The 23,214-nt window shown below is 65.7% G+C and carries 22 protein-coding genes; 8 read left to right on the top strand and 14 right to left on the bottom strand.

Annotated features, from left to right (window positions below; all coding sequences use genetic code 11):
- Positions 1-7: 7 nt before the first annotated feature.
- The 10 genes from carB to F7R02_RS07900 all read right to left on the bottom strand — a co-directional run bounded on the left by carB (position 8) and on the right by F7R02_RS07900 (position 11,311).
- Positions 8-3,250 carry a carbamoyl-phosphate synthase large subunit gene (gene carB / locus F7R02_RS07945; RefSeq protein ID WP_003486287.1) on the bottom strand — a complete coding sequence of 1,081 codons (3,243 nt, stop codon included), beginning with the start codon at positions 3,248-3,250 and terminating at the stop codon, positions 8-10.
- A gap of 8 nt (positions 3,251-3,258) precedes the next feature.
- The gene (locus F7R02_RS07940) at positions 3,259-3,702 is read right to left on the bottom strand and encodes a DUF6973 domain-containing protein (protein ID WP_078591043.1); all 444 of its coding nucleotides are present in this window, start codon (positions 3,700-3,702) and stop codon (positions 3,259-3,261) included.
- Positions 3,702-4,877 (bottom strand): glutamine-hydrolyzing carbamoyl-phosphate synthase small subunit, encoded by a 1,176-nt coding sequence (carA, locus tag F7R02_RS07935; protein WP_033482564.1) that lies wholly within the window; start codon positions 4,875-4,877, stop codon positions 3,702-3,704. Before carA ends, F7R02_RS07940 begins: the two co-directional genes overlap by 1 nt.
- A gap of 239 nt (positions 4,878-5,116) precedes the next feature.
- Positions 5,117-5,833: a 4-hydroxy-tetrahydrodipicolinate reductase gene (dapB, locus tag F7R02_RS07930; protein ID WP_033482562.1), complete on the bottom strand. Its 717-nt coding sequence runs from the start codon at positions 5,831-5,833 to the stop codon at positions 5,117-5,119.
- A gap of 408 nt (positions 5,834-6,241) precedes the next feature.
- Positions 6,242-6,961, bottom strand: a complete 720-nt coding sequence (locus F7R02_RS07925) for an MOSC domain-containing protein (protein WP_078591042.1) — start codon at positions 6,959-6,961, stop codon at positions 6,242-6,244.
- The gene (locus tag F7R02_RS07920) at positions 6,958-8,160 is read right to left on the bottom strand and encodes an aminotransferase-like domain-containing protein (protein ID WP_078591041.1); all 1,203 of its coding nucleotides are present in this window, start codon (positions 8,158-8,160) and stop codon (positions 6,958-6,960) included. The genes F7R02_RS07925 and F7R02_RS07920 overlap by 4 nt, the downstream gene beginning before the upstream one ends.
- Before the next feature lie 226 nt (positions 8,161-8,386).
- The gene (locus F7R02_RS07915; protein ID WP_167520991.1) at positions 8,387-8,890 is read right to left on the bottom strand and encodes a nuclear transport factor 2 family protein; all 504 of its coding nucleotides are present in this window, start codon (positions 8,888-8,890) and stop codon (positions 8,387-8,389) included.
- 60 nt (positions 8,891-8,950) lie between these two features.
- Complete coding sequence (locus F7R02_RS07910) at positions 8,951-9,205, bottom strand: DUF6587 family protein (protein WP_078591039.1); 255 nt, start codon at positions 9,203-9,205, stop codon at positions 8,951-8,953.
- A 1-nt stretch (position 9,206) separates the two neighbouring features.
- Positions 9,207-11,066 (bottom strand): ferrous iron transporter B, encoded by a 1,860-nt coding sequence (gene feoB, locus F7R02_RS07905; protein WP_005931040.1) that lies wholly within the window; start codon positions 11,064-11,066, stop codon positions 9,207-9,209.
- A complete protein-coding gene (locus F7R02_RS07900; RefSeq protein ID WP_003486267.1) occupies positions 11,063-11,311 on the bottom strand; it encodes a FeoA family protein in 249 nt (82 codons plus the stop codon). The genes feoB and F7R02_RS07900 overlap by 4 nt, the downstream gene beginning before the upstream one ends.
- Positions 11,312-11,425: 114 nt before the next feature.
- Here F7R02_RS07900 and F7R02_RS07895 point away from each other — a divergent pair, with 114 nt between their 5' ends.
- The 6 genes from F7R02_RS07895 (at position 11,426) to F7R02_RS07870 (ending at position 15,565) form a co-directional block, all read left to right on the top strand.
- Positions 11,426-12,223, top strand: a complete 798-nt coding sequence (locus tag F7R02_RS07895) for an enoyl-CoA hydratase-related protein (protein ID WP_003486265.1) — start codon at positions 11,426-11,428, stop codon at positions 12,221-12,223.
- Positions 12,220-12,603 carry a VOC family protein gene (locus F7R02_RS07890; RefSeq protein ID WP_003486262.1) on the top strand — a complete coding sequence of 128 codons (384 nt, stop codon included), beginning with the start codon at positions 12,220-12,222 and terminating at the stop codon, positions 12,601-12,603. The genes F7R02_RS07895 and F7R02_RS07890 overlap by 4 nt, the downstream gene beginning before the upstream one ends.
- A gap of 106 nt (positions 12,604-12,709) precedes the next feature.
- Positions 12,710-13,606, top strand: a complete 897-nt coding sequence (locus F7R02_RS07885; protein ID WP_003486259.1) for a hydroxymethylglutaryl-CoA lyase — start codon at positions 12,710-12,712, stop codon at positions 13,604-13,606.
- 135 nt (positions 13,607-13,741) lie between these two features.
- Positions 13,742-14,512 (top strand): SDR family NAD(P)-dependent oxidoreductase, encoded by a 771-nt coding sequence (locus F7R02_RS07880; RefSeq protein ID WP_078591051.1) that lies wholly within the window; start codon positions 13,742-13,744, stop codon positions 14,510-14,512.
- 100 nt (positions 14,513-14,612) lie between these two features.
- Positions 14,613-15,179, top strand: a complete 567-nt coding sequence (gene yeiP / locus F7R02_RS07875; protein WP_003486255.1) for an elongation factor P-like protein YeiP — start codon at positions 14,613-14,615, stop codon at positions 15,177-15,179.
- Positions 15,179-15,565 carry a hypothetical protein gene (locus tag F7R02_RS07870; protein ID WP_005915400.1) on the top strand — a complete coding sequence of 129 codons (387 nt, stop codon included), beginning with the start codon at positions 15,179-15,181 and terminating at the stop codon, positions 15,563-15,565. The genes yeiP and F7R02_RS07870 overlap by 1 nt, the downstream gene beginning before the upstream one ends.
- A gap of 229 nt (positions 15,566-15,794) precedes the next feature.
- On the opposite strand, the gene F7R02_RS07865 is transcribed toward F7R02_RS07870, so the two are convergent.
- From F7R02_RS07865 to F7R02_RS07855, 3 genes are read right to left on the bottom strand one after another with little or no spacing between them, the layout of a single operon-like run.
- Positions 15,795-17,651, bottom strand: coding sequence for a DUF7844 domain-containing protein (locus tag F7R02_RS07865; RefSeq protein ID WP_078591038.1), 1,857 nt, complete (start codon positions 17,649-17,651; stop codon positions 15,795-15,797).
- A complete protein-coding gene (locus tag F7R02_RS07860; RefSeq protein WP_005915396.1) occupies positions 17,648-17,947 on the bottom strand; it encodes a DUF2388 domain-containing protein in 300 nt (99 codons plus the stop codon). Before F7R02_RS07860 ends, F7R02_RS07865 begins: the two co-directional genes overlap by 4 nt.
- A 34-nt stretch (positions 17,948-17,981) precedes the next feature.
- Entirely contained in the window at positions 17,982-19,400 is a 1,419-nt protein-coding gene (locus F7R02_RS07855) for a D-2-hydroxyglutarate dehydrogenase (RefSeq protein WP_078591037.1), read from the bottom strand.
- Between the two features lie 208 nt (positions 19,401-19,608).
- Between F7R02_RS07855 and serA the strand changes: the two genes are divergently transcribed.
- Positions 19,609-20,850 (top strand): phosphoglycerate dehydrogenase, encoded by a 1,242-nt coding sequence (gene serA / locus F7R02_RS07850; RefSeq protein ID WP_078591036.1) that lies wholly within the window; start codon positions 19,609-19,611, stop codon positions 20,848-20,850.
- Positions 20,851-21,006: 156 nt separating this feature from the next.
- Here the strand turns inward: serA and F7R02_RS07845 are convergent, their stop codons facing one another.
- Complete coding sequence (locus tag F7R02_RS07845; RefSeq protein WP_139370400.1) at positions 21,007-21,594, bottom strand: NUDIX hydrolase; 588 nt, start codon at positions 21,592-21,594, stop codon at positions 21,007-21,009.
- A 141-nt stretch (positions 21,595-21,735) separates the two neighbouring features.
- Here F7R02_RS07845 and F7R02_RS07840 point away from each other — a divergent pair, with 141 nt between their 5' ends.
- Positions 21,736-23,208, top strand: a complete 1,473-nt coding sequence (locus F7R02_RS07840) for an amino acid permease (RefSeq protein WP_003486242.1) — start codon at positions 21,736-21,738, stop codon at positions 23,206-23,208.
- Positions 23,209-23,214: the final 6 nt, after the last annotated feature.

Here is a 23,214-nt window from a genome sequence, read left to right as displayed (position 1 = left end):
GGTGCTCTCATGCTTCCAGCTCCTTGTGCAGTTCCTGCAGCGACCACACGGGGCCGGTGCCGCGGAATTCCAGCGATTGCACCAGCGCCTTGGCGCCGGCGACGGTGGTCGAATAGGTCACGCGATGCTGCAGCGCTTCGCGGCGGATCGAGAACGAATCCGAAATGGCAGCGCGACCTTCAGTGGTGTTGACGATGTAGACGATCTCACCGTTCTTGATCGAATCGACGATGTGCGGGCGGCCTTCGGCCACCTTGTTGACGATTTCGCAGCTCAGCCCGTTCTGCTGCAGCCACGCACCGGTACCGCGCGTGGCCACCAGCGTGAAGCCACGCTCCACCAGCGCCTGCGCCACCGGCAGCACGCGCTGCTTGTCCGGGTCGCGCACCGAGACGAAGGCCTTGCCCAGCGGCGGCGCCTTGATGCCACCGGCTTCCTGCGCGCGTGCGAAGGCGGCGCTGAAGCTGCGGCCCACGCCCATCACCTCACCGGTGGAGCGCATCTCCGGCCCGAGGATCGGGTCCACGCCCTGGAACTTGGCGAACGGGAAGATCGCTTCCTTCACCGAGTAGTAGTCCGGCACGATTTCCTTGGTGGCGCCCTGCTCGGCCAGCGTCTTGCCGGCCATGCAACGCGCGGCGATCTTGGCCAGCGGCATGCCGATCGCCTTGGACACGAACGGCACCGTGCGCGAGGCACGCGGGTTCACTTCCAGCAGGTACACGATGTCGTCGCCCGCCTCGTTGACCTGCACCGCGAACTGGGTGTTCATCAGGCCGACTACGTTCAAGCCTTCGGCCAGCATCACCACCTGGCGACGCAGCTCGGCCTGGGTCTGCGGCGAGAGCGAATACGGCGGCAGCGAGCAGGACGAATCGCCCGAATGCACGCCGGCTTCTTCGATGTGTTCCATCACCCCGCCGATCAGCACGTTACCGTCCTTGTCGGCAATGATGTCCACGTCCACTTCCACCGCGTTGTCGAGGAAGCGGTCCAGCAGCACCGGCGAATCGTTGGAGACCTTGACCGCATCGCGCACGTAGCGCGCCAGGTCGGACTCGCCGTAGACGATTTCCATCGCACGGCCGCCCAGCACGTAGCTCGGGCGCACCACCAGCGGGTAGCCGATTTCGCGTGCCAGCACCAAGGCTTCTTCGGCATTGCGGGCGATGCGATTCGGCGGCTGCTTCAGGCCGAGCTTGTCGACCAGCTGCTGGAAACGCTCACGGTCTTCGGCCAGGTCGATCGAGTCCGGCGAGGTGCCGATCACCGGCACGCCGTTGGCTTCCAGCGCACGCGCCAGCTTCAGCGGAGTCTGGCCGCCGTACTGCACGATCACGCCCTTGGGTTTTTCCAGCTCGACGATTTCCAGCACGTCTTCCAGCGTCAGCGGCTCGAAGTACAGACGGTCGGAGGTGTCGTAATCGGTGGAGACGGTTTCCGGATTGCAGTTGACCATGATGGTTTCGAAGCCATCATCGCGCAGCGCCAGTGCCGCGTGCACGCAGCAGTAATCGAACTCGATGCCCTGGCCGATGCGGTTGGGGCCACCGCCCAGGATCATGATCTTGTCGCGATCGGTCGGCAGCGCCTCGCATTCGTCCTCGTAGGTCGAATACAGATACGCCGTGCTGGTGGCGAATTCGGCAGCGCACGAATCCACGCGCTTGTAGACCGGGCGTACCTTCAGCGCGCGGCGCAGCGTGCGTACCGATTCTTCGTTGCTGCCGATCAGCTGCGCCATGCGCGCATCGGAGAAACCGGCACGCTTGAGCATGCGCAGGCGCGGTGCATCCAGCGCCGCCATGCCGTCGTCGGCCAACTGCTGTTCGTGGCTGACGATTTCTTCGATCTGGTCCAGGAACCAGGGGTCGATGAACGACAGCGCATACACATCGGCCACCGTCATGCCGGCACGGAAGGCATCGGCGACGTAGAACAAGCGCTCCGGGCCCGGTGCCTTCAGTTCGCGCTTGAGCGTGGCGATGTCGTCCTCGCTGCTCAGGTCCAGGCCGGTCGGATCCAGGCCGATCTTGCCGGTTTCCAGGCCACGCAGCGCTTTCTGCAGCGATTCGGAGAAGGTGCGGCCCATCGCCATCACCTCGCCCACCGACTTCATCTGCGTGGTCAGGCGCGCATCGGCCTGCGGGAATTTTTCGAACGCAAAGCGCGGAATCTTGGTGACCACATAGTCGATCGACGGCTCGAACGAGGCCGGGGTCAGACCGCCGGTGATCTCGTTCTTCAATTCGTCCAGCGTGTAGCCCACGGCCAGCTTGGCGGCGACCTTGGCGATCGGGAAGCCGGTGGCCTTGGAGGCCAGCGCCGAGGAACGCGACACGCGCGGATTCATTTCGATGACGACCACGCGGCCGGTGGTCGGGCTGATGCCGAACTGCACATTCGAGCCGCCGGTATCCACGCCGATCTTGCGCAACACCGCGATCGAGGCATCGCGCAGGCGCTGGTATTCCTTGTCGGTGAGCGTCTGCGCCGGCGCAACGGTGATCGAGTCGCCGGTGTGCACACCCATCGGGTCGAGGTTTTCGATGGCGCACACGATGATGCAGTTGTCCGCGGTGTCGCGCACCACTTCCATCTCGAATTCTTTCCAACCCAGCACCGACTCTTCCACCAGCACTTCGGTGGTCGGCGACAGTTCCAGGCCGCGGCCAACGATCTCGATCAGCTCTTCGCGGTTGTAGGCGATGCCGCCACCGCTACCGCCCAGGGTGAAGCTGGGGCGGATGATGGTCGGGTAACCGACGCGGGTCTGGATCTCCAGCGCTTCTTCCAGCGTGTGGGCAACCGCCGCCGTCGGGCAGTCCAGGCCGATCTCGCCCATCGCCACGCGGAACAGCTCGCGGTCTTCGGCCATGCGGATCGCTTCGCGCTTGGCGCCGATCAGCTCGACGTTGTACTTCTCCAGCACCCCGTGGTCGGCCAGGTCCAGCGCGCAGTTCAGCGCGGTCTGGCCGCCCATGGTCGGCAGCAGGGCATCGGGCTTTTCCTTGGCGATGATCTTTTCGACCGTCTGCCAGTTGATCGGCTCGATGTACACGGCGTCGGCCATGTTCGGGTCGGTCATGATGGTGGCCGGATTGCTGTTGACCAGCACCACGCGGTAACCCTCGTCGCGCAGCGCCTTGCACGCCTGCGCGCCGGAGTAGTCAAACTCGCAGGCCTGGCCGATGACGATCGGGCCGGCGCCGATGATCAGGATGGTTTTTAGGTCGGTGCGCTTTGGCATTGGGTTCCTCAGTAAAGTCGGTCCTGCCACGCCGTAGCGGCGAGCCAGGTAATTTGGTCGGGCGATCGGGCATCGATCGCGCCATGGTCGACCGCGGCGCGAACCTCTCGCTGCATCGCGGCCCAGCTGGGAGCGGCGGCGCCGATGCGCGCGCCAATCCCGTTGTTATGCGCATCCATCGCGCGGCTCGGCGTGCCAACGCCACCGCGTTCCATCACGTCAGTCACCCAATCCACGCAACGCGGAGACAAGGTGTAGGCGACGATGGCGCTCGCAAGGCTGTGTCGGTAGGCATCGGCCGGGCCGTTGCGCCCGCCGGGGAGGCCGGAACCCAACCACTGCGAATACACCGCAATCAACACGAACGCCGGATACATCGACAGCGCCGGCATCGCCAACGCAAACACCCGCCAATGGCGTGTGCGCGGCAGCGAGGCCAGCCCTGTTTTCATCAGGTGCGTGCCGCCATCAGATCCACGAACCGATCGAACAACGGCCCCACATCGCGCGGGCCGGGCGAGGCTTCCGGATGGCCCTGGAACGAGAACGCCGGTGCGTCGGTCAGCGCGATGCCCTGGTTGGTGCCATCGAACAGCGACCGATGGGTCACCCGCACATTGGCCGGCAAGGTGCTTTCATCCACTGCAAAACCGTGGTTCTGCGAGGTGATCATCACCCGGCCGCCGTCCAGATCCTGCACGGGGTGGTTGGCGCCGTGATGGCCGGTGGTCATCTTGAGCGTCTTGGCGCCAGCGGCCAGCGCCAGCAGCTGATGGCCCAGGCAGATGCCGAAGGTCGGCACCTTCTGCGCGATCAGTTCCTTGATCGCATCGATCGCGTAGTCGCACGGCTCCGGGTCGCCCGGGCCGTTGGACAGGAACACGCCATCGGGTTGCAGCGCCAACACCTCGGCCACCGGCGTGCGCGCCGGTACCACGGTGACGTCGCAGCCGCGCTCGGCCAGCATGCGCAGGATGTTGAGCTTCACGCCGTAGTCGTAGGCCACGACCTTGAATGCGAGTTCCTCGCCAGAGCCCGCACTTGCATGTGCGGACTTTCCAATATTCAACGCACCCAGACCCAAAAAGCTGTCTGAGTTCAGATCCAGCGAGCCTTCCTTCCAGTTGTACGTGCTCTCGGTCGAGACCACCTTGGCCAGATCCATGCCTTTCAGGCCGGGGAATTTGCGTGCGGCTTCCAGCGCTTTTTCGACGTCGATGTCGCCGGCCATCAGCGCACCGTTCTGGGCGCCCTTCTGCCGCAGCAGGCGGGTCAGCTTGCGGGTGTCGATGCCGGAGATGGCGACCACACCCCGGGCCTGCAGCCATTCCGGCAAGGCCACCTGGCTGCGCCAGTTGCTGGGGCGGCGCGGCACATCGCGCACGATCAGGCCGGCCGCCCAGATCTTGCGGGCTTCGTCGTCCTGATCGGTGAAGCCCGTGTTGCCGATATGCGGATAGGTCAGCGTGACCATCTGGCGGGCGTAGGAGGGATCGGTCAGGACTTCCTGATAGCCGGTCATGGCGGTGTTGAACACCACTTCACCGACGGAAAGCCCGTTGGCGCCTACGGATTCGCCCTCGAACACGGTGCCGTCTTCGAGGACAAGGATTGCGGGTTGGGTCACGTGGGGGTCTCGCTCTGGCTGCCTGGGACTCCGATGCGCTCCCGGCCAAATTCCGGTTGCAGCAAAGCGCGGACGCGGTGCTGGGGACCGGTCCGACGCTGGTTCGGGCAAGCGAGAATTGTAAAGGCAACTGCCCCGCCATGCCAGTCTGAAGAGCATCGGATGCCGTCACGGCATCAACGTTGAGGCATGAATAGGCCGCGACGTGCGGCTACCGTTCATGCATGGCTGCGGCGCGCCTACAGCACCAGATCGCGTACGCGGTAGCTGCCTACCGGCTTGCCGATCAGCCGCTTGGCCGCATGCAAGGCACCGCGCGCGAAGATGTCGCGGTTGGTCGCGCGGTGCACCAGCTCGACCCGCTCGCCCAGCCCGGTGAACTGCACGGTGTGCTCGCCAACGATGTCGCCGGCACGCAGGCTGACATAGCGCGGCTGCGCGCCGCTGCCGGTCGCCGCCTCGCCCAGCGTCAATGCAGTGCCGGAGGGCGCGTCCTGCTTGTGCACGTGATGCGATTCGAGGATGTCGCAGTCCCACCCCGGCAAGGTGCCGGCCGCGCGCTCCACCAGCTCTGTCAGCACCGCAACGCCCAGACTGAAGTTGGACGCCCAGACCAGCGCAATCTGCTGGGCGGCATCGCGCAAGGCCGCACGCTGCGCCTCGTCGAGCCCGGTGGTGCCGGACACCAGCGGCTTGCCGCGCTGCGCGCACAACGCCAGGATCGGTGCGAAGCCCTGCGGCAAACTGAAGTCGATCGCCACATCGAACGCAGGCGCGCCGCCGAGTTCGCTGGCAGCGAAAAACGGCACCCCATCGACCACGCGCTGGGAGGGCGAGCGGCCCACCACGGCGCCGACCACCTGCAAGGTCTGGTCTTCGGCAGCCAATCGCAGCAACGCCTTGCCCATCCGCCCGGAGGCGCCGTGGATCAGAACTTTCACAGCAGAGGTTGTCATGGCGGCAGGCTGGCTTGGCGATGTGGGTGGTACACGATAGCCGGGATTGGGGATCTGGGATTAGCGATTCGTCACTGCGGTGCCCCATTGCGCGCGATGAGGCGTTGCGCAGTGATGCGACCGGTTACTTTCGAGGCGGGCGACGAGGCGTGGCGAACGGTTCCTGGAGATGTACTGCCGAACGGAGAGCCGCAGATGCGACTGGACTCTGCCGATTCCGCAAGCCGGCACGCAGCCAACCCTATGAGGCGATGATGTCGGCCGCTCTCCGCGTGGCTATCGCAACATAGCGCGCAATCGTCATGCAGGCGCGGACTGCGCGGCGCAAGCGCGTGCACGTGCTGTACTGGCCGACGTACGCAGCGACCACATCCGCCTGACACTACGCAGTAGTCTTGTTATCCCTCCTCAGTCGCCAATACCATCCAGCCGCTTGCTCCAGCTTTCCACTTCGCTGCGCTGCAGGCGGCGTTCGAAAAGCGTGCGCCAGGACGGCACGAGCGGCAGCTGCAATACCGCGGTGACGGCTGCAACATCGACCTGGCGCGCGTACAGCACCTGCTGAAGACGCGACAGCGGCCAATCCGGATGCGGCCGCGCCTGCAGGGTCAGCAGGTCGCCGGCCGCGACGCTGCCCGGCTGCAGCACGCGGTAATACCAGCCGGTACGGCCGGTTTCCTGCACCCGCCGCGCCAGCTCGCGCACACCAAAACGGTCCGACAGCTTCCAGCACGGTTGTCGCAACTGCGACACCTCCACCACCGCCGTGCCCAAGGTGAAGCGATCGCCGAGACAGACATCGGCTTCGGTCACGCCCACACTGCTGAGGTTTTCGCCAAACGCACCTGTAGCCTCAAGCAACACGTGCGGACCAAGTTCATCGCGCCAGGCAGCGTAGTGATCGCGCGGGTAATGATGGATGGCCTTGTCCGGCCCGCCATGCACGCGCCGGTCGCCTTGTTCGTCGCCCTCCAGGCCTTCGAGGCCCACCTGCACCACTCCCTGCAGCGCGCGCTTGTCGATCGCGCTGCGGCTGCCAGGGCGAGTGAAGTCGCGCGCACTGCCGATGGCAACATGATCGATCCTGGTCGCGATCGGCGCACTCTGCTCCGCCGTCGCCACCGTCACCCGCCCAACCCTGGCGACTCGGCCAGCGCCTCGCGCAACAGCTCCCCCAGCACCTGGATGCCGGCATCGATCTTCTCGCCGGGCACGGTGACGAACGACAGGCGCAGCGTATTGGTCTGCGGCAAGGTGGCGAAGAACGGCGCGCCGGGAACGAACGCGACATTGCGCGCGATGGCCCGCGCCAGCAACGCGGTCCCGTCCAGACCCGGCGGCAAGGTCACCCACAAGAACATGCCGCCCTCCGGGCGATTCCACTGCACCTGCGGCGGGAAGTGCCGGTCCAGCGCCTCCAGCATCAGGCTGCACTGACGCGCATACAGCGCACGGATCTGCGGAATATGGGTCTGGAGAAAATCGTCCTGCAGCGTCTGGTACACCACGCGCTGCGTGAACGATGGAGTGTGCAGATCGGCCGCCTGCTTGGCCTGGATCAGTTTTCCCAGCACCGTTTCGGGCGCCACCACATAGCCCAGCCGCAGGCCGGGCGCGAGCACCTTGGAAAAGGAGCCCATGTAGATGACGCCTTCCGGGTTCATCGACAACAGACTCGGCAACGGTTGCCCGCTGTAGTACAGCTCGCCATACGGGTCGTCTTCGACGATCGGCACGCTTGCCTCGGCCGCGCGTGCCACCAAGGCCTGGCGACGCGCCAACGGCAAGCGCCGGCCGGTGGGATTCTGGAAATTCGGCAGGCAATACAGAAAGCGCGCATCGGCCAGCAGCGACGGATCCAGCGCATCCACCACCACGCCGCCCTCGTCCGAAGGCATGCCGACGAATGCCGGCTGGAACAACGAAAACGCCTGCAATGCGCCCAGGTAGCTCGGCGTTTCCACCAACACCTTGCTGCCTTCGTCGATGAAGACCTTGCCGAGCAGGTCCAGGCCTTGTTGCGAGCCGGTGGTGATCAGCACCTGGCTGGGCCGGATGCTGGCGCCATCGCGACTCAGCCGCGCGGCCACCCATTCGCGCAGCGGCGCATAACCTTCGGTTGGGCCGTATTGCAGTGCCGCCTGCGGGGCGTCGCGCAGCACCTGGTCGCTGGCTGCGCGCATGCGCTCCACGGGAAAGGTGGCCGGCGACGGCAGGCCGCCGGCGAAGGAAATGACCTCCGGCCGTTCGGTCACCTTGAGGATTTCGCGAAGCGCCGAACTGGTCAGCGCCTGCGCACGTCGGGAGATCTGGAAGGAAGTTGTCATGGCGCAAGCATAGCGAACGCAAGTGGCTGCGGCGCTGTGCAGTGCAGCGATGGATCGCTGGCCGCTTGCCTCGCCCGGCACGGAGTCCAAAGGCCGGCAGCACGTCGCCCGCCATCACCAGGCAACCGTGCAGGGTGCACTGCAGCGCCCTGGCCGCACGACACAAGCCGCACCCAGCGACGATCGCGCCACCGGGCAGCCAGCGCAGTCGTTTGGTCAACTGCGCTTATTGATACGCCGGGCCGATCCAGGCAGTGCCTTCGCTGTGGGCGATGAGCGTCTTCCAGCGCTTGCGGATCACCTTGTCGCGTGTGCTGCGAAAGGTCATGCGCACGCCCGGCAGACCGAGCGTGGCGCGGGTTTCGACTATTGCCGATTGTTCGTCCGCGGCGATGTCGATCTTGGTGATGGACTGCTTGTAGTCGATCAGCTCTTCCGGATCGGCCACGTGGCTCATCTGCCGCAGCACCTGTGCCCATTCGCCGTTGGACTTGCAATATTTTTCGCGGTTGGCGGTCTGCCGCTGCTGATGCGAATCCATGCGGTACAGCACCACCATTTCGAATTCCGGCGCGGTCATCGCGCAGAGCGCTTCGCCGTCCTGGCTCAACATCGCCTTGTCATGCGCAGCATAGAAATCGCGCACCTGCTTCTCGTCGAGCGCGTTGCCGCCATGGTGATAAACACCCGCAACGGCGGCCAGCACCGCCAACAACACCAGCAAACGCATCACCGCCCCCTTGTCTGGCCGCGTCCTGCGGCCGCGCACGTGTAGACCAGACGCCGGGGATCAGTGGCTGCGGGGCGGTGTCGGGCCGCAGCTGTCGCAACCGCCGCAGGCCGAGACGTTTTGGGTGGCAGGCGGCGCCACGCGACGCCCCAGTGCCTGCATCCATGCCGGCCGCCCGCGGCGCAGCAGCCCAAGCGCAAGCGCGCCACGCAGGCGACGCAGCACACCGGGAAACTGTTTCTTCATCACCACCCACAGGCTGACCAGCACTGCGATGGCGATCACCAGGTATTGCAGCGTGAGCGAAAGCGTCATCTCAGCCGGCTCCCAGCAGCACGGCCAGCTGGTAGGTCACCAGCGACGCCAGGTAGGCCAGCGCGAACAGGTACACCGCACTGATGGTCATCTGCTTCCACGAGTTGGTTTCGCGCTTGATCGTGGCCAGCGTGGAGATGCACATCGGCGCGTAGATGTACCAGACCAGCAGCGACAACGCGGTGGCCAGCGACCAACCGTCGCTGATCAGCGGCGACAGCGCCTGGGCTGCCGCGTCGTCGTCGGCAGCGGACAACGCGTACACCGTGGCCAGCGAGGCCACCGCCACTTCGCGCGCAGCCAGGCCGGGAATCAACGCGATGCAGATCTGCCAGTTGAAGCCCAGCGGTGCGAAGAACACTGCCATTGCGTGACCGATACGACCGGCGAAGCTGTAGTCGATTGCCGGCAAGGTGGCATTGGCCGGCGCCTCGGGAAACGACAGCAGGAACCACAGCAGGATGGTCAGCGCCAGGATGATGCCGCCCACGCGCTTGAGGAAGATCCATGCGCGCTCCCACAGCCCCAGCGCCAGATCGCGCACCTGCGGGACGCGATAGGACGGCAGCTCCAGCATCAAGGGGTGCTCGCTCTTGTCGCGCCGCCATTTCTTCATCGTCCACGAGACCAGCAGCGCACTGACGATAGCCGCAGCGTACAGACCGAACAGCACCAGCCCCTGCTGGTTGAAGATGCCCCACACGGTCTTCTGCGGAATGAAGGCGCCGATCAACAACGCATACACCGGCAGCCGCGCCGAACAGGTCATCAGCGGCGCGACCATGATGGTGGCGAGCCGGTCGCGCGGGTCCTGGATGCTGCGCGTGGACATGATGCCCGGCACCGCACATGCAAAACTCGACAACAGCGGAATGAACGAGCGCCCCGACAAACCGGCCACCGACATCATGCGATCGAGCAGAAACGCCGCACGTGGCAGATAGCCGGATTCTTCCAATGCCAGGATGAAGGCGAACAGGATCAGGATCTGCGGCAGGAACACGATCACCCCGCCCAGCCCGGCGATGACGCCATCCTTGAGCAAGCTGTTGAGTGGACCTTCCGGCAGGGTCGCGCCGACCCAATCGCCCAAGGCAGCGGTGCCGCCGTCGATCAGGTCCATGACCGGCGCAGCCCAGGCATAGACCGCCTGGAAGATCAGGAACATCACCACCGCCAGCGTGACCAGGCCCCAGATCGGATGCACCAGCCAGCGGTCCAGCGCATCGTCCACGCGCGAGGTGCGGGTGGGCATGGTCACCGCTGCGCCCAGGATCTGCCGCACCAGCGCGTGATAATTACCGTCGGCCGGCGGATTGGCGGCGGGCGCCGCCAGGCGCGCCGCCTGCGCATCGAGTCGCTCGACCAGCACCTTGGCACCACCGCGCCGCACCGCCACCGTTTCGACCACCGGCACGCCGAGCGCCTGCTCCAGCGCCGGCAGGTCGATGACAATGCCGCGCCGCTGTGCGGCATCCATCATGTTCAGCGCCACGATCATCGGCCGGCCGAGCTCGCGCAGCTCCAACGCAAAGCGCAGATGCAGGCGCAAATTGGTCGCGTCCATCACATAGACCAGCACATCCGGCGCCGGCTCGCCCGGATAAAAGCCACGGCACAGGTCGCGGGTGATGGCCTCGTCCAGGCTCGCCGGTTGCAGGCTGTAGGCGCCGGGCAGATCCAGCACTGCAAAATCGCGCCCGGACGGTGCGCGGAAGTGCCCTTCCTTACGCTCGACGGTGACGCCGGTGTAGTTGGCCACTTTTTGCCGGCTACCGGTGAGCTGGTTGAACAGTGCGGTCTTGCCGCTGTTGGGGTTGCCAACCAGCGCCAGACGCAGCGGAACGCTGGCCGCGCTCATGCCGATCCTCCCGCATGGCGCACCTGCACACGCGCAGCCTCGCTGCGGCGCAGGGCAAAACGCGTGTAGCCCACCTGCACCAACAATGGCTCGCGACCGACCGGCCCGGTGGCCAGCACCGTGACTTCCTCGCCTGCGACAAACCCCAACTCCCGCAAGCGCCGGGCGATCGTGTCGTTGGGGAGACGATCCTCCACGGAATCCACGATGGCGGCGCGATGCAAAGGCATGTCGGACAGCGTCACAAAGACGGCCTGATTGTTAGGAATGGTTCTCAATTCTAGCATCGACGCACCGCGTCATGGCTCCGGCGACCCGGCCCGCTATCATGGTTCGCATCCCATTCATGGACGTACGCAATGCAGGACACCGGCTTGATTGTCGAAGACCACGGAGCGGTCCGCACCTTGCGATTGCATCGCCCCGCAGTCCACAACGCCTTCGATGCGACGCTGATCGCCGCGCTGACCGATGCATTGCGCGAGGCTGGCCGGGCCTCGCAGATCCGCATCGTCGTGCTGACCGGTGATGGCGCGGCCTTTTCGGCCGGCGCAGACCTGAACTGGATGCGCGGCATGGCCAGCGCCAACGAAGCGGAGAACGCCGCCGACGCACTGGCGCTGGCGCAGTTGATGCGCACCCTGGATGAACTGCCCAAGCCCACCATCGCGCGCGTCAACGGGGCCGCCTTCGGCGGTGGTGTCGGCCTGGTGGCGTGTTGCGATATCGCCATCGGTTGTACCGAGGCGCGCTTCGGCCTGACCGAGAGCAAGCTCGGCCTGCTGCCGGCGGTCATTTCGCCTTATGTGGTTGCAGCGATCGGTGCGCGCCAGGCGCGGCGCTGGTTCGCAACCGCCGAGATCTTCGATGCCGGCACCGCGCAGTTGCTGGGTCTGCTGCACCAACTGGTGGCCGCCGATCAGCTGGATATCGCCGTGGAGCGGCAGGTCCGTCTGCTGCTGGCTGCAGCGCCGCTGGCCACCAGCAGCGCCAAGGCGCTGGTGCGCTCGGTGCTGCCACCTGCCGACCGCGATGCCATCGATGCCGCCAATGCGGCGTTGATTGCCCGTCTGCGCGTGTCGCCCGAAGGCCAGGAAGGCCTGGGGGCGTTCCTCGACAAGCGCAGCGCCGCGTGGGTGCCGGAGAGCATGGCGTGATCGACCATATCGGCCTGGCCTGCAGCGATCTGCAAACCAGCACCGCGTTCTACCAGGCCGCGCTCGCGCCCCTGGGCATCGCGCTGCTGGTGGAACTGACGGCCGCGCAGACCGGCGGCCGCGCGCATGCCGGCTTCGGCACCGAACGCCCGTTTCTCTGGCTGGGCTCCCACGCGCAGACGCCGGGCACCACCCATGTCGCGCTGACGGCGACCGACCGCGACAGCGTCGATGCGTTTCATCGTGCTGCGCTGGCCGCCGGCGGCCGCGATCACGGCGCCCCCGGCCTGCGCCCGCATTACCACCCACACTATTACAGCGCCTTCGTGCTCGACCCTGATGGCCACAATTGCGAAGCGGTCTGCCACCTCCCCGCATGAGTATCTTTCCGATGTCCCTGGTTTCCTTATTCGCGCATTCGGCCGCCACCACGCATGCGGTTGTGGCGATGCCTGTACGCGGTCATGCGCGCCGCGATGTGAGCGCATGAGCGACTTCGTCCGCATTGTCGAAGTTGGCCCACGCGATGGCCTGCAAAACGAAGCGCAGCCGATCGCCACTGCCGACAAGATCGCGTTGATCGATCAACTCTCGGCCACCGGGCTGCGCACGATCGAAGCGACCAGCTTCGTCAGCCCACGCTGGGTACCGCAGCTGGCCGACGCCGCCGAGGTGTTTGCCGGCATCGCGCAGGCGCCGGGCATCGCATATCCGGTGCTGGTGCCCAACCTGCAGGGCTACGAACGCGCACGCGCCGCCGGGGCGCAGGAAGTGGCGGTATTCACCGCAGCATCGGAGGCGTTCAATCGCACCAATACCAACGCCGGCATCGACGAATCGATCGAACGGTTTCGGCCAATCCTGCAGCAGGCCGCGCTCGATGGGATACGCGTGCGCGGCTACGTCTCCACCGTGCTGGGCTGCCCGTACCAGGGCGAGGTGCCGGTGACCGACGTGGTGGATGTGGCGCAACGTCTGCACGCGCTCGGCTGCTATGAAATCTCGCTGGGCGACACCATTGGCGTGGGCACGCCGGTCAAGGCGCGTCGGATGCTGGCCGCAGTGGCGCAGGCCGTGCCGATGCCGGCATTGGCGGTGCATTTCCACGATACCTATGGGCAGGCGCTGGCCAATATCGCGGCCTGCCTGGAGCAAGGCGTACGTGTGATCGATGCGGCCGTGTCCGGTACGGGCGGCTGCCCGTATGCCAGGGGCGCCAGCGGCAACGTCGCCAGCGAAGACGTGGTGTACCTGTTGCAGGGGCTGGGCATGCCCACCGGCATCGACCTGCCCGCCCTGGCCCGCACCGGCCGCTGGCTGGCGCGGCTGCTCGGTCGCGACACCGGCAGCAAGGTCGGCAAGGCGCTGGCTGCCGCCGGCTGAGGTCTGCCTGCCCGCGCATCGCGCATCACCTACCACCGCGATCACGCAGGGGCTTGGGCTAGAATGGCCGACCGCTCCGCCGATCGTTCGTTTGCCGCCACCACCGGCCATCAACGCGACTCAGGGAACCACCACATGCAGCCATCTTCTGTCCTTGCCATCGTGACCGGCGGCGTCTCCGGCCTCGGCCTGGCTGTCGCACAGCGTCTCGTGGCCGACGGCGGCAAGGTCGCGCTGTTCGATGTCAACGCCGACAAGGCCGAGGCGGCGCTGGCGCTGCTCGGTGCCGGCAACGCGCATTACCTCGCCACCGATGTCACCGATGAGGCCCAGGTCGCGGCCAATGTGGCGCAAGCCGCGCAGGCGCTGGGCGGATTGAATCTGGTGGTCAATTGCGCAGGCATCCTCGGCGCCGGCCGCGTAATGGGCAAGGAAGCGCCAATGCCGTTGGCCACCTTCCGCAACACCGTGCTGGTGAATCTGGTCGGCAGCTTCAATGTGGCCAAGGCCGCGGCCGATGTCATGCAACACAACACCACCGGCGATGACGGCGAGCGCGGCGTGATCGTCAATACCGCCTCGGTCGCCGCATTCGAGGGCCAGATCGGCCAGGCAGCATATGCGGCGAGCAAAGGCGGCGTGGTCGGCATGACCTTGCCGATGGCGCGCGAACTGGCCCGCTTCGGCATCCGCGTGATGACGATCGCGCCGGGCGTGTTCTGGACCCCGATGGTCGACGGCATGCCCGAGGCCGTGCAGCAATCGCTGACCGCCTCCATCCCGTTCCCCTCGCGCCTCGGCCAGCCCGACGAATACGCCGACACCGTCGCCTTCATCCTGCGCAACCGCTACCTCAATGGCGAAGTGATCCGCCTGGACGGCGGCGTGCGGTTGGCGCCCAAGTAGCGGGGATTGGGGAATCGGGAATGGGGAATCGTAACGGCGCCCTGCTCTCAGCACCCCGGCCCCCGGTTTTTCGATTCCCCATTCCCTACTCCCGATTCCCATGAAAGCCAACGACATCAAGAAAGGCAACGTCGTCGAATACAACGGCGGCATTTACCAGATCCGCGACATCGAACGCAGCTCGCCGCAGGGCCGCGGCGGCAATGTGCGCTTTCGTTTCATCATGTACAGCGTGCCGGGCGGGGTGAAAACCGATGCCAGCTTCGACGCCGACGACAACCTGCCGGAAGTCGAGCTGCTGCGCCGGCAGTCCACGTTCTCGTACAAGGACGGCGAGGCGTTCGTGTTCATGGACGACGAAGACTTCACCCCGTACACGCTGGATGCGGACGTGATCGGCACCGACGCCGGCTACATCACCGATGGTCTGACCGGCATCTATGTGCAAGTGATCGACGAGCAGCCGGTGGCCGTCCAACTGCCGCAGACGGTGACGCTGGAAGTGGTGGAGACTCCGCCGGAATTGAAGGGCGGCACCGCCACCAAGCGGCCCAAGCCGGCCAAGCTCAACACCGGCATGGAAATCATGGTGCCCGAGTACATCACCAACGGCGAACGCGTGCTGGTCAACACCACCACGGGCGAATTTGCCGGTCGCGCCGACTGATGCGTCGCGTGGCTGTTGTCGTGGCCGTAGGTGTGCTGGCGGCCTGCAGCGTGCAGCAAGCACCGACGCAGGCCGCAACGCCTGCGCCGGTGGCCTGCACCGATCCCAAGGTGGAAGAGGAATGGCTGCAGCATCCGGCAGGCCTGTGCGGCATGCCCGAGGAGGTGCGCAAACTGGTCGAGGACTACGACACCTGCGAGCACTTCGCCGGCGAAGAGCCGTATGACGCCGACCGCCGGCATGAGATCGAAGTGGCCGTGGCACAGTTCTGCACCCCGGCACCGGCACGCCTGGCCAAGTTGATGCAGCAGTACCGCAACGATGCGCATGTCAGCCAATGGCTGCGTCAGTATGCAAAGCAAGCGGATCTGCAACCAGCCGGCTGAGATACATCGGCTGAGATGACAGCTGTGTGCTGATTTGGTGGGTTACTCCTGCTAGTGGCAGCGTCGTCAGGACTCACAGCTGCGGACTGCCGCCCTTTCTTTCTCGCCGCGAGAAGATGGCGCGCCGCCCCCTCAATGAGGGCGAGGCAATTCGGGAGACTGCTGGCTGCCCTACCCTCACCCCAACTCTCCTGCGACGGGAGAGGGCCAAGCAGTTCATCCGTTCCAATCAGGGTCGCGATTGCGCATGCGCGGGGGCGAGCACATCGGCGGCGGCCGCATCACCGCCCGCAAGCACGCGCAGGCGCGCACGCAAACGTTCCACATTCGCTTCGCCCTGCTCCAATCCATTGCGCACGTTGGCCGGCAGTTGCTGCCGTCCAGCCGCCTGCAGCTGTTTCCAGCCGCCGACCAACACCGCGCTTTCCTGCGCCACGCGCGCGCTCAGCTGTTGCTGCTCGCCCGCTTGCGGCAAGCCATACCCCGCGCTGCCCAGCAGCACCGCCGGATGACTGAGTTGCGCCTGGCGCGCGAACAGCGCTTGCAGCTGTCCCTGCACCGCGTCGCGCGCGGCCATGCCCGGTTGCAACAGGCGCTTGAGCGCATCGCGCGCCAGTAATTCCTGACGACGCAGGGCCGCCTGTTCCAGCAACAATGCCGCTGCAGTCTCGCGCAGGCCACCGCGTTCGAACCATTGCGCGCGCACCTCGGGCGCGGCATCCAGCCACTGCGCGACAGTTGTTTGCGGCACCGCGATGCCGCGCCGAAGGACATCGAACATGGCCTGGTAATGCGCCGCCGCCGATTCGAAGTAATAGCCCTGACGGAGGGCTTGTGCAGGGTTGTCCAGCACCCGCAGATCGGCGATGCCGGCACGCTGCAATCGCTGCCGCACTCCGCGCGGCGTGATCGAGGACAAGTTCGCTGCAGCCAGGCGCGGCACCCCGTCATGCAGCAACTTGTAGGTCTCCACCGCGCAGTTGTTGCCGATGAAGTAATAGCGCCCGTCGTAACTCCAATGCACCTGCGCGGCGCGCTTGAGCAGGGCCGCGATCTCATCGGGCGCCAGCGTCAGCGGCACCGACGACAGGGCACGCAATTCCACCTTGGTGTATTCGTCGACCACCTGGTTCAACGGCAGCACGAACAGCCGCGACGGATACGAGCCGGTGAGCCCACGCCAGCTGGAAATCTGCACATCGCCCACGAACGCGCGGAACGACAGCACACGGTGGTACTGCAGATCCAGCCGGCATGCTGGGCCCGGTGCGCGCCCGGGTGCACAGATCACCAGGCGCAACATGCTATGGCCCCAGCGGCTCATCGGCTGCTCGTTGCCCTCTGCAAGCAGATAGTCCACCGCGTACACGCGCGCCGGATCCAGCGACAGCAACGACATCGCACCGGCATCGTTGTCGGCCTGCAGGTACGGCAACGCAGTCTCGCAGGGCGTAGCGCCCTGCGGCGTACCCAGGCGCTGCGCAAACCAGGCCGCCAGCGCAGGGCGCCGGCAGGCGTAGTCGCCGTCCAGCACGTAATGCTCGAGATTGACCGCAACGAACTCGGCCGGGCTGCGACGTTCGTACGCATCCGGGCTGCGGTCGCTGAACCGATTTGCGCCGCGCCCTACCCGCCACGGCCGTACCTGCCAGCCGGCAAGATCGCGCAGGCGCGGATCGTGCGACAACGCGCTGCGTGCGCCGCGATCGAGCACATGCGCCAGTTCGTGTATGAGCGCAGCCATCGCCGCGCGCGTGGCAGCCGCGTTGCGATCGGAACGTGCGTCGTCTGATTGCGCGCTCCACGCCTGCAACAGCGCGCGATCGAGCAGGATGCGATTGCCGATTGCACGGCCGTGTACCTGCGCCGGCAGATCGGTGCGCCATTGCAGCTGGATCGGGGCGGTCATCCGCTGCGCCCAGCCTTGCGGCAATCGCTGCCTGACCTGCTGTACCAGCGCGTTACTTGCTTGGATTTCCGCCGCTGGCAAATCCGACGGAACAACCTCGAACAACAGTTCGGCCTGCGCCGGCGGTGCGATCAAGGCGGCCAGCAGCAGCCAACCGCACCACCGGCGCAGACTCACTGGGCCAGAATGGACTGCGCCAGCTCCAGGTCGCTGGCCAGCCGCGCCGCGTCGCTACGGCTACGCAACTGCACCAACGCCGCTTCCAGACGCGCGCCGCGGATGACGCCATCGCTGGCAACAAAGCCGGCCGCATCTTCGCGGGCGTCGGCCACCACCTTGTCGTCGCCGGAACTGCTGCCGGAAGAATTGGACGAGCCAGCCGACGAGGCACCTGCCGAAGTGCCGGCCAGGCTGGATGCGAACGCTGCCAGCGGCAGCAGCGTCAAAGCGCAGAACACGAGGGAGCGCATCATGGGCTGATCGATTCCGTGTGAAGGTGCTGGAAGACTAACCGGCGGGCGTGTTGGCAGGTGCGTCATGCGTCTCGAACAGCTTGCCGGGATTCAGCAAAAGATGAGGATCGAGCACATGTTTGATGCCGCGCATCAAGGCGATTTCCTCGGCAGAGCGCGTGCTCCATAGATAGGCCTTCTTGACCAGACCGATGCCGTGTTCGGCGGAAATGCTGCCGTCGAAACGCTGCAGGGCCTGCGCCAGCAACTTGGTGACCTGATCGCAGGCCGCAACGAAATCGGCCTGGCTGGTGGCATCGGGTTTGAGCACGTTGATGTGCAGGTTGCCATCGCCGATATGCCCGAACCACACCACATCGAAGTCCGGATACGCATCGTGCAGCAACGCCTGGGTTTCGGCCAGGAACGCCGGCATCGCCGAGATGCGCACCGACACGTCGTTCTTGTACGGCGTGTAGCGCGCCAGCGCTTCGGTGATGCCTTCGCGCAGGCGCCACAGTTGGGCGGCCTGCGCATCGCTCTGGCTGATCACGCCATCGCTGACCCAGCCCTGCTCCATGCAGGTCTCGAAGGCCGCCATCGCGGCAGCTTCCTGCGCCTCGTCGCCTGCCGCGAATTCGGTGACCACGTAATACGGGTGAACCTCGGCGAACGGCGCCTGCGCGCCATGCGCAAGCACATGCTCCAGCGCGCGATCGGTAAAAAATTCGAAAGCCTCCAGGCGCAGCTGCGCGCGAAACGCGGCGAACACCTGCATCAATACGTCGAAGGACGGCAATGCCAGCAGCATCACATTGCTGGGCGGCGGCGGGTCGGTCAGCCGCAGCGTGGCCTCGACCACGATGCCCAGCGTGCCCTCGGAGCCGATCATCAGATGCCGGAAGTCGTAGCCGCTGGAATTCTTCACCAGCGCATTGTTGAGTTCCAGCAACTCGCCGCTACCGGTGACCACCTTCAACCCGGCCACCCATTCGCGCGTATTGCCGTAGCGGATCACCCGGATGCCGCCGGCATTGGTGGCGATATTGCCGCCGATCGAACACGAGCCGCGTGCCGCAAAATCCACCGGGTACACCAGCCCATGCTCGCGCGCGGCGTTGTGCACCGCTTCCAGCGGCATGCCGGCCTGCACAGTGAGCGTGCGATCGACTGCGTTGAAATCCAGCGGTTTGTTCAAGCGCTCCAGGCTCAACACCAACTCGCCGTTGGCCGCCACTGCGCCGCCGGACAAGCCGGTGCGCCCGCCCGACGGCACCACCGCCACGGCTTGCGCGTTCGCCCAACGCACGACCGCTTGCACTTCCTCCACCGAGCCGGGCAAGGCGATCGCGAGCGGGTTCGGCGTCCAGCGGCGTGTCCAGTCGCGCCCGTAATGCTCCAGGTCGGCCGGCTCGGTCTTCAAACGCAACGCAGGCACGGCCTGTTGCAACGAAAGGATGCGGGGATCGGTCATGGCACGCGGCGCTGCGGTAGTAACCGCACAGCGTGCCAGCGCCGGCCTGCCTCGTCCAGCCGGCGCACTCCCGGCCGACGCCGCGTTGGATTCAGCTGAAACCGTTGCACCGCAAGGGCTTGGCCGGTGCGAACACTGCGTTGCGGCCACCCAATCGCGCACCCCATCTGGCATAGTTGTCGACCCGATTGCTGCATTGCGTTCCCCCATGTCGCCGAAGAAAACCTCGTTTCCCAAGCAGGACATCCGCGTGCTGTTGCTGGAAGGCATCAGCCCGACCGCCGTGGACGTGTTCCGCGCCGCCGGCTACTCGCAGATCGAACTGCACGCCAAATCGCTGCCGGAAGACGAGTTGATCGCCCGCATCGCCGACGCGCATATCGTCGGTATCCGCTCGCGCACGCAGCTGAGCGCCGACGTGCTGGCGCACGCCAAGCGCCTGATCGCAGTCGGCTGCTTCTGCATCGGCACCAACCAGGTCGACCTGGACGCGGCCGAGCTGGCTGGCATCCCGGTATTCAACGCACCCTACTCCAACACCCGCAGCGTGGCCGAACTGGTCATCGCCGAGGCGATCCTGCTATTGCGCGGCATTCCGCAGAAGAACGCGCAATGCCATCGCGGTGGCTGGTCGAAATCGGCCGCCGGCAGCCACGAAACGCGCGGCAAGGTGCTGGGCATCGTCGGCTACGGGCATATCGGCACCCAAGTCGGCGTGCTGGCCGAATCGCTGGGCATGCAGGTGATCTTCCACGATATCGAAACCAAGCTGTCGTTGGGCAATGCCCGCGCGGCGATCGATCTGGACGACCTGCTGGCACGCGCAGACGTGGTGACCTTGCACGTGCCGGAAACGCCGTCGACCAAGGACATGATCGGCGCGCCGGAGATCACCCGCATGAAACCCGGCGCGCATCTCATCAACGCCTCGCGTGGCACCGTCATCGACATCGACGCGCTGGATGCGGCGCTCATCTCCGGCCAGATCGGCGGCGCGGCGGTGGATGTCTTCCCGATCGAGCCCAAGGGCAATGGCGATGCGTTCGAATCGCCGCTCACTGCGCACGACAACGTGATCCTGACCCCGCACGTGGGCGGCAGCACGCTGGAAGCGCAGGACAACATCGGCATCGAGGTCGCCGCCAAACTGGTGCGCTATAGCGACAACGGCAGCACCTTGTCGGCGGTGAACTTCCCGGAGGTCACCCTGCCCGAGCACGCTGAAAGCCTGCGTCTGCTGCACATCCATCGCAACGTGCCGGGCGTGCTGTCGCAGATCAACGAACTGTTTTCGCGCCATAACGTCAATATCGATGGCCAGTTCCTGCGCACCGACCCCAAGGTGGGCTACGTGGTCATCGATGTCGGCGCCAACGAGGAACTTGCCGGCGTACTGAAGGACGAGCTGGGGCAGATCACCGGCACCTTGCGGACACGGGTCCTTTATTAAGCGGGATTGGGGAATCGGGATTCGGGATTCGCAACAGCGCTGCGCGGCAACCTGTGGGTTCACCGGTCCAATCACGCTGTAGGAGGTAGAACATGGGGGCCGGCTAGGTAGATCGGCGCCGGACCACCGCTTCTGCCAATCCCGAATCCCGAATCGCTAATCCCGGCTTTCCAGCCACTTCTCCGCCATCCGACGCAGCGACGGATCGAGCTCGGGCTCGGCAAGCAGCTCGGCAATCGGGCGCCATGCCAGTGCCAGCGATTCTTCGCTGACCTTGAATGCCTCGTCCGCACCGGCCACCACCACGTATCGCGCATCAAAGTGCCAATGCCCCGCCACGTCGCCGCGCGCCGGAATCCAGTGACGGTCCAGATCGAACAGCTGCCCATCGGCGAGCCGCAGGCCACCGAGCCCGGATTCTTCCTCCGCTTCGCGTAATGCCACCTGGGCCAGATCGCGGTCGCCGTCGGCATGTCCACCCAGTTGCAGCCAGCGCTGCAGCTTGCGGTGATGGGTCAGCAAGGTGCGTGTGCCGTCGGCGCTCACCACCCACGCCGAGCCGGTGAAATGACCTTCGACACGCTCGCGCACGAACGGATCGGTGGCATCGTCCAGCAGTTGCGCGAACTGCTCGGTCAGCGCGGCTTCCTCCGGCCAACGCAGGCGGTAGACCGCCAATTGCTGCTGCAGGGTTGCATCCACCATCGCTCTTTCTCGGTCGCCCGGTGCGGGCCAGGCGGGCATTATCGCCATTCATGCTGCGTACGCGCTTGTCGTGAGCGTGTAGCTTTGGCAAGGTAGGCCGCTTGCCTGTCCCATCGGGATGCGGCGCACCAATTCGTCCGGGCGCCTGCGCCTGCGCTTTGCCACTTGGGGATGTACCGAATGCTGAAGTCTCTGTTGAGGGTCAAACCGATCGAGCCCGCCGGCCACGTCGATGCGGGCGAACCGGTCGAAGGTAGCCTGCAAGGCGAAGCCACGTTGCAACGGACCCTCACAGCCAAGCACCTGATCATGCTCGGTATCGGCGCGGTGATCGGCGCCGGCATCTTCGTGCTGACCGGCCAGGCCGCAGCCAATCACGCCGGCCCGGCGGTGATGCTGTCGTTCGTGTTCGCTGGTATCGCCTGCGCCTTCGCCGGCCTGTGCTACGCCGAATTCGCCGCGATGATGCCGGTCTCCGGCAGCGCCTATTCGTATTCATACGCCACGCTCGGCGAAGGCATCGCCTGGTTCATCGGCTGGTGTCTGGTGCTGGAATACCTGTTCGCCGGCTCCAGCGTTGCGGTGGGCTGGTCTGCCTACCTGATCAGCTTCATCACCGGGACCCTGGGGTTGCCGTTCCCCGCAGAGTTGGCGGGTGCGCCGCTGGCCTGGGACGGCCACGGCTTTGTCAGCTCCGGCAACCTGGTCAACCTGCCGGCCGTGCTGATCGTCGCCGCAGTGAGCATCCTGTGCTACGTCGGCGTCACTCAGTCGGCGTTCGCCAACGCGATCGTGGTGGCGATCAAGGTCGTGGTGATCTGCCTGTTCGTGGGTTTCGGCATTGCCTATATCGACCCGGCGAACTGGCACCCCTTCATCCCGGAAAATACCGGCCCTGGCCAGTTCGGCTGGGACGGGGTGTTTCGCGCCGCGTCCATCGTGTTCTTCTCCTACATCGGCTTCGACGCGGTTTCCACCTCCGCCGGCGAGACCAAGGATCCGCAGAAGAACATGCCGATCGGCATCCTGGTGTCGCTGGCTATCTGCACCATCATCTACATCATCGTCTGCGCAGTGCTGACCGGCCTGCTGCCCTACACCCAGCTCGGCACCGCCAAGCCGGTGGCCACCGCGCTGGAAGCCCATCCGCAACTGACCTGGCTCAAGACCGCGGTGGAAATCGGTGCCATCGCCGGCCTGTCATCGGTGGTGCTGGTGATGCTGATGGCGCAGCCGCGCATCTTCTACACCATGGCCAAGGATGGGCTGATGCCCAAGCTGTTCGGCAAGGTGCACCCGAAATTCCGCACGCCTTACGTCGGCACGCTCTTCGTGGGCGTGGTCGCCGCGCTGCTGGCCGGGGTGATCCCGTTGAACGTGCTGGGCGAACTCGTCTCGATGGGTACCCTGCTCGCCTTCGCCACGGTCTGCGCTGGCGTGCTGGTGCTGCGCTTCACCAAGCCCGACCTGGCGCGCCCGTTCCGGGTGCCGCTGGCGATGGTGATCTGCCCGCTGGGCGCGTTGGCCTGTCTGTTCCTGTTCTTCCAGGCCTTCCAGGAACACTGGAAGGTGTTCGTGGGCTGGACCGTGATTGGCCTGGCGATCTACTTCGGCTACGGCATCCACCACAGTCGCCTCGCGAAACGGGCCTGACCTTCT

The sequence above is a fragment of the Xanthomonas cissicola genome (genome assembly GCF_008801575.1).
In the GTDB taxonomy this organism is placed as follows: Bacteria; Pseudomonadota; Gammaproteobacteria; order Xanthomonadales; family Xanthomonadaceae; genus Xanthomonas; species Xanthomonas cissicola.
This window is presented reverse-complemented; position numbering and strand designations above follow the sequence as displayed.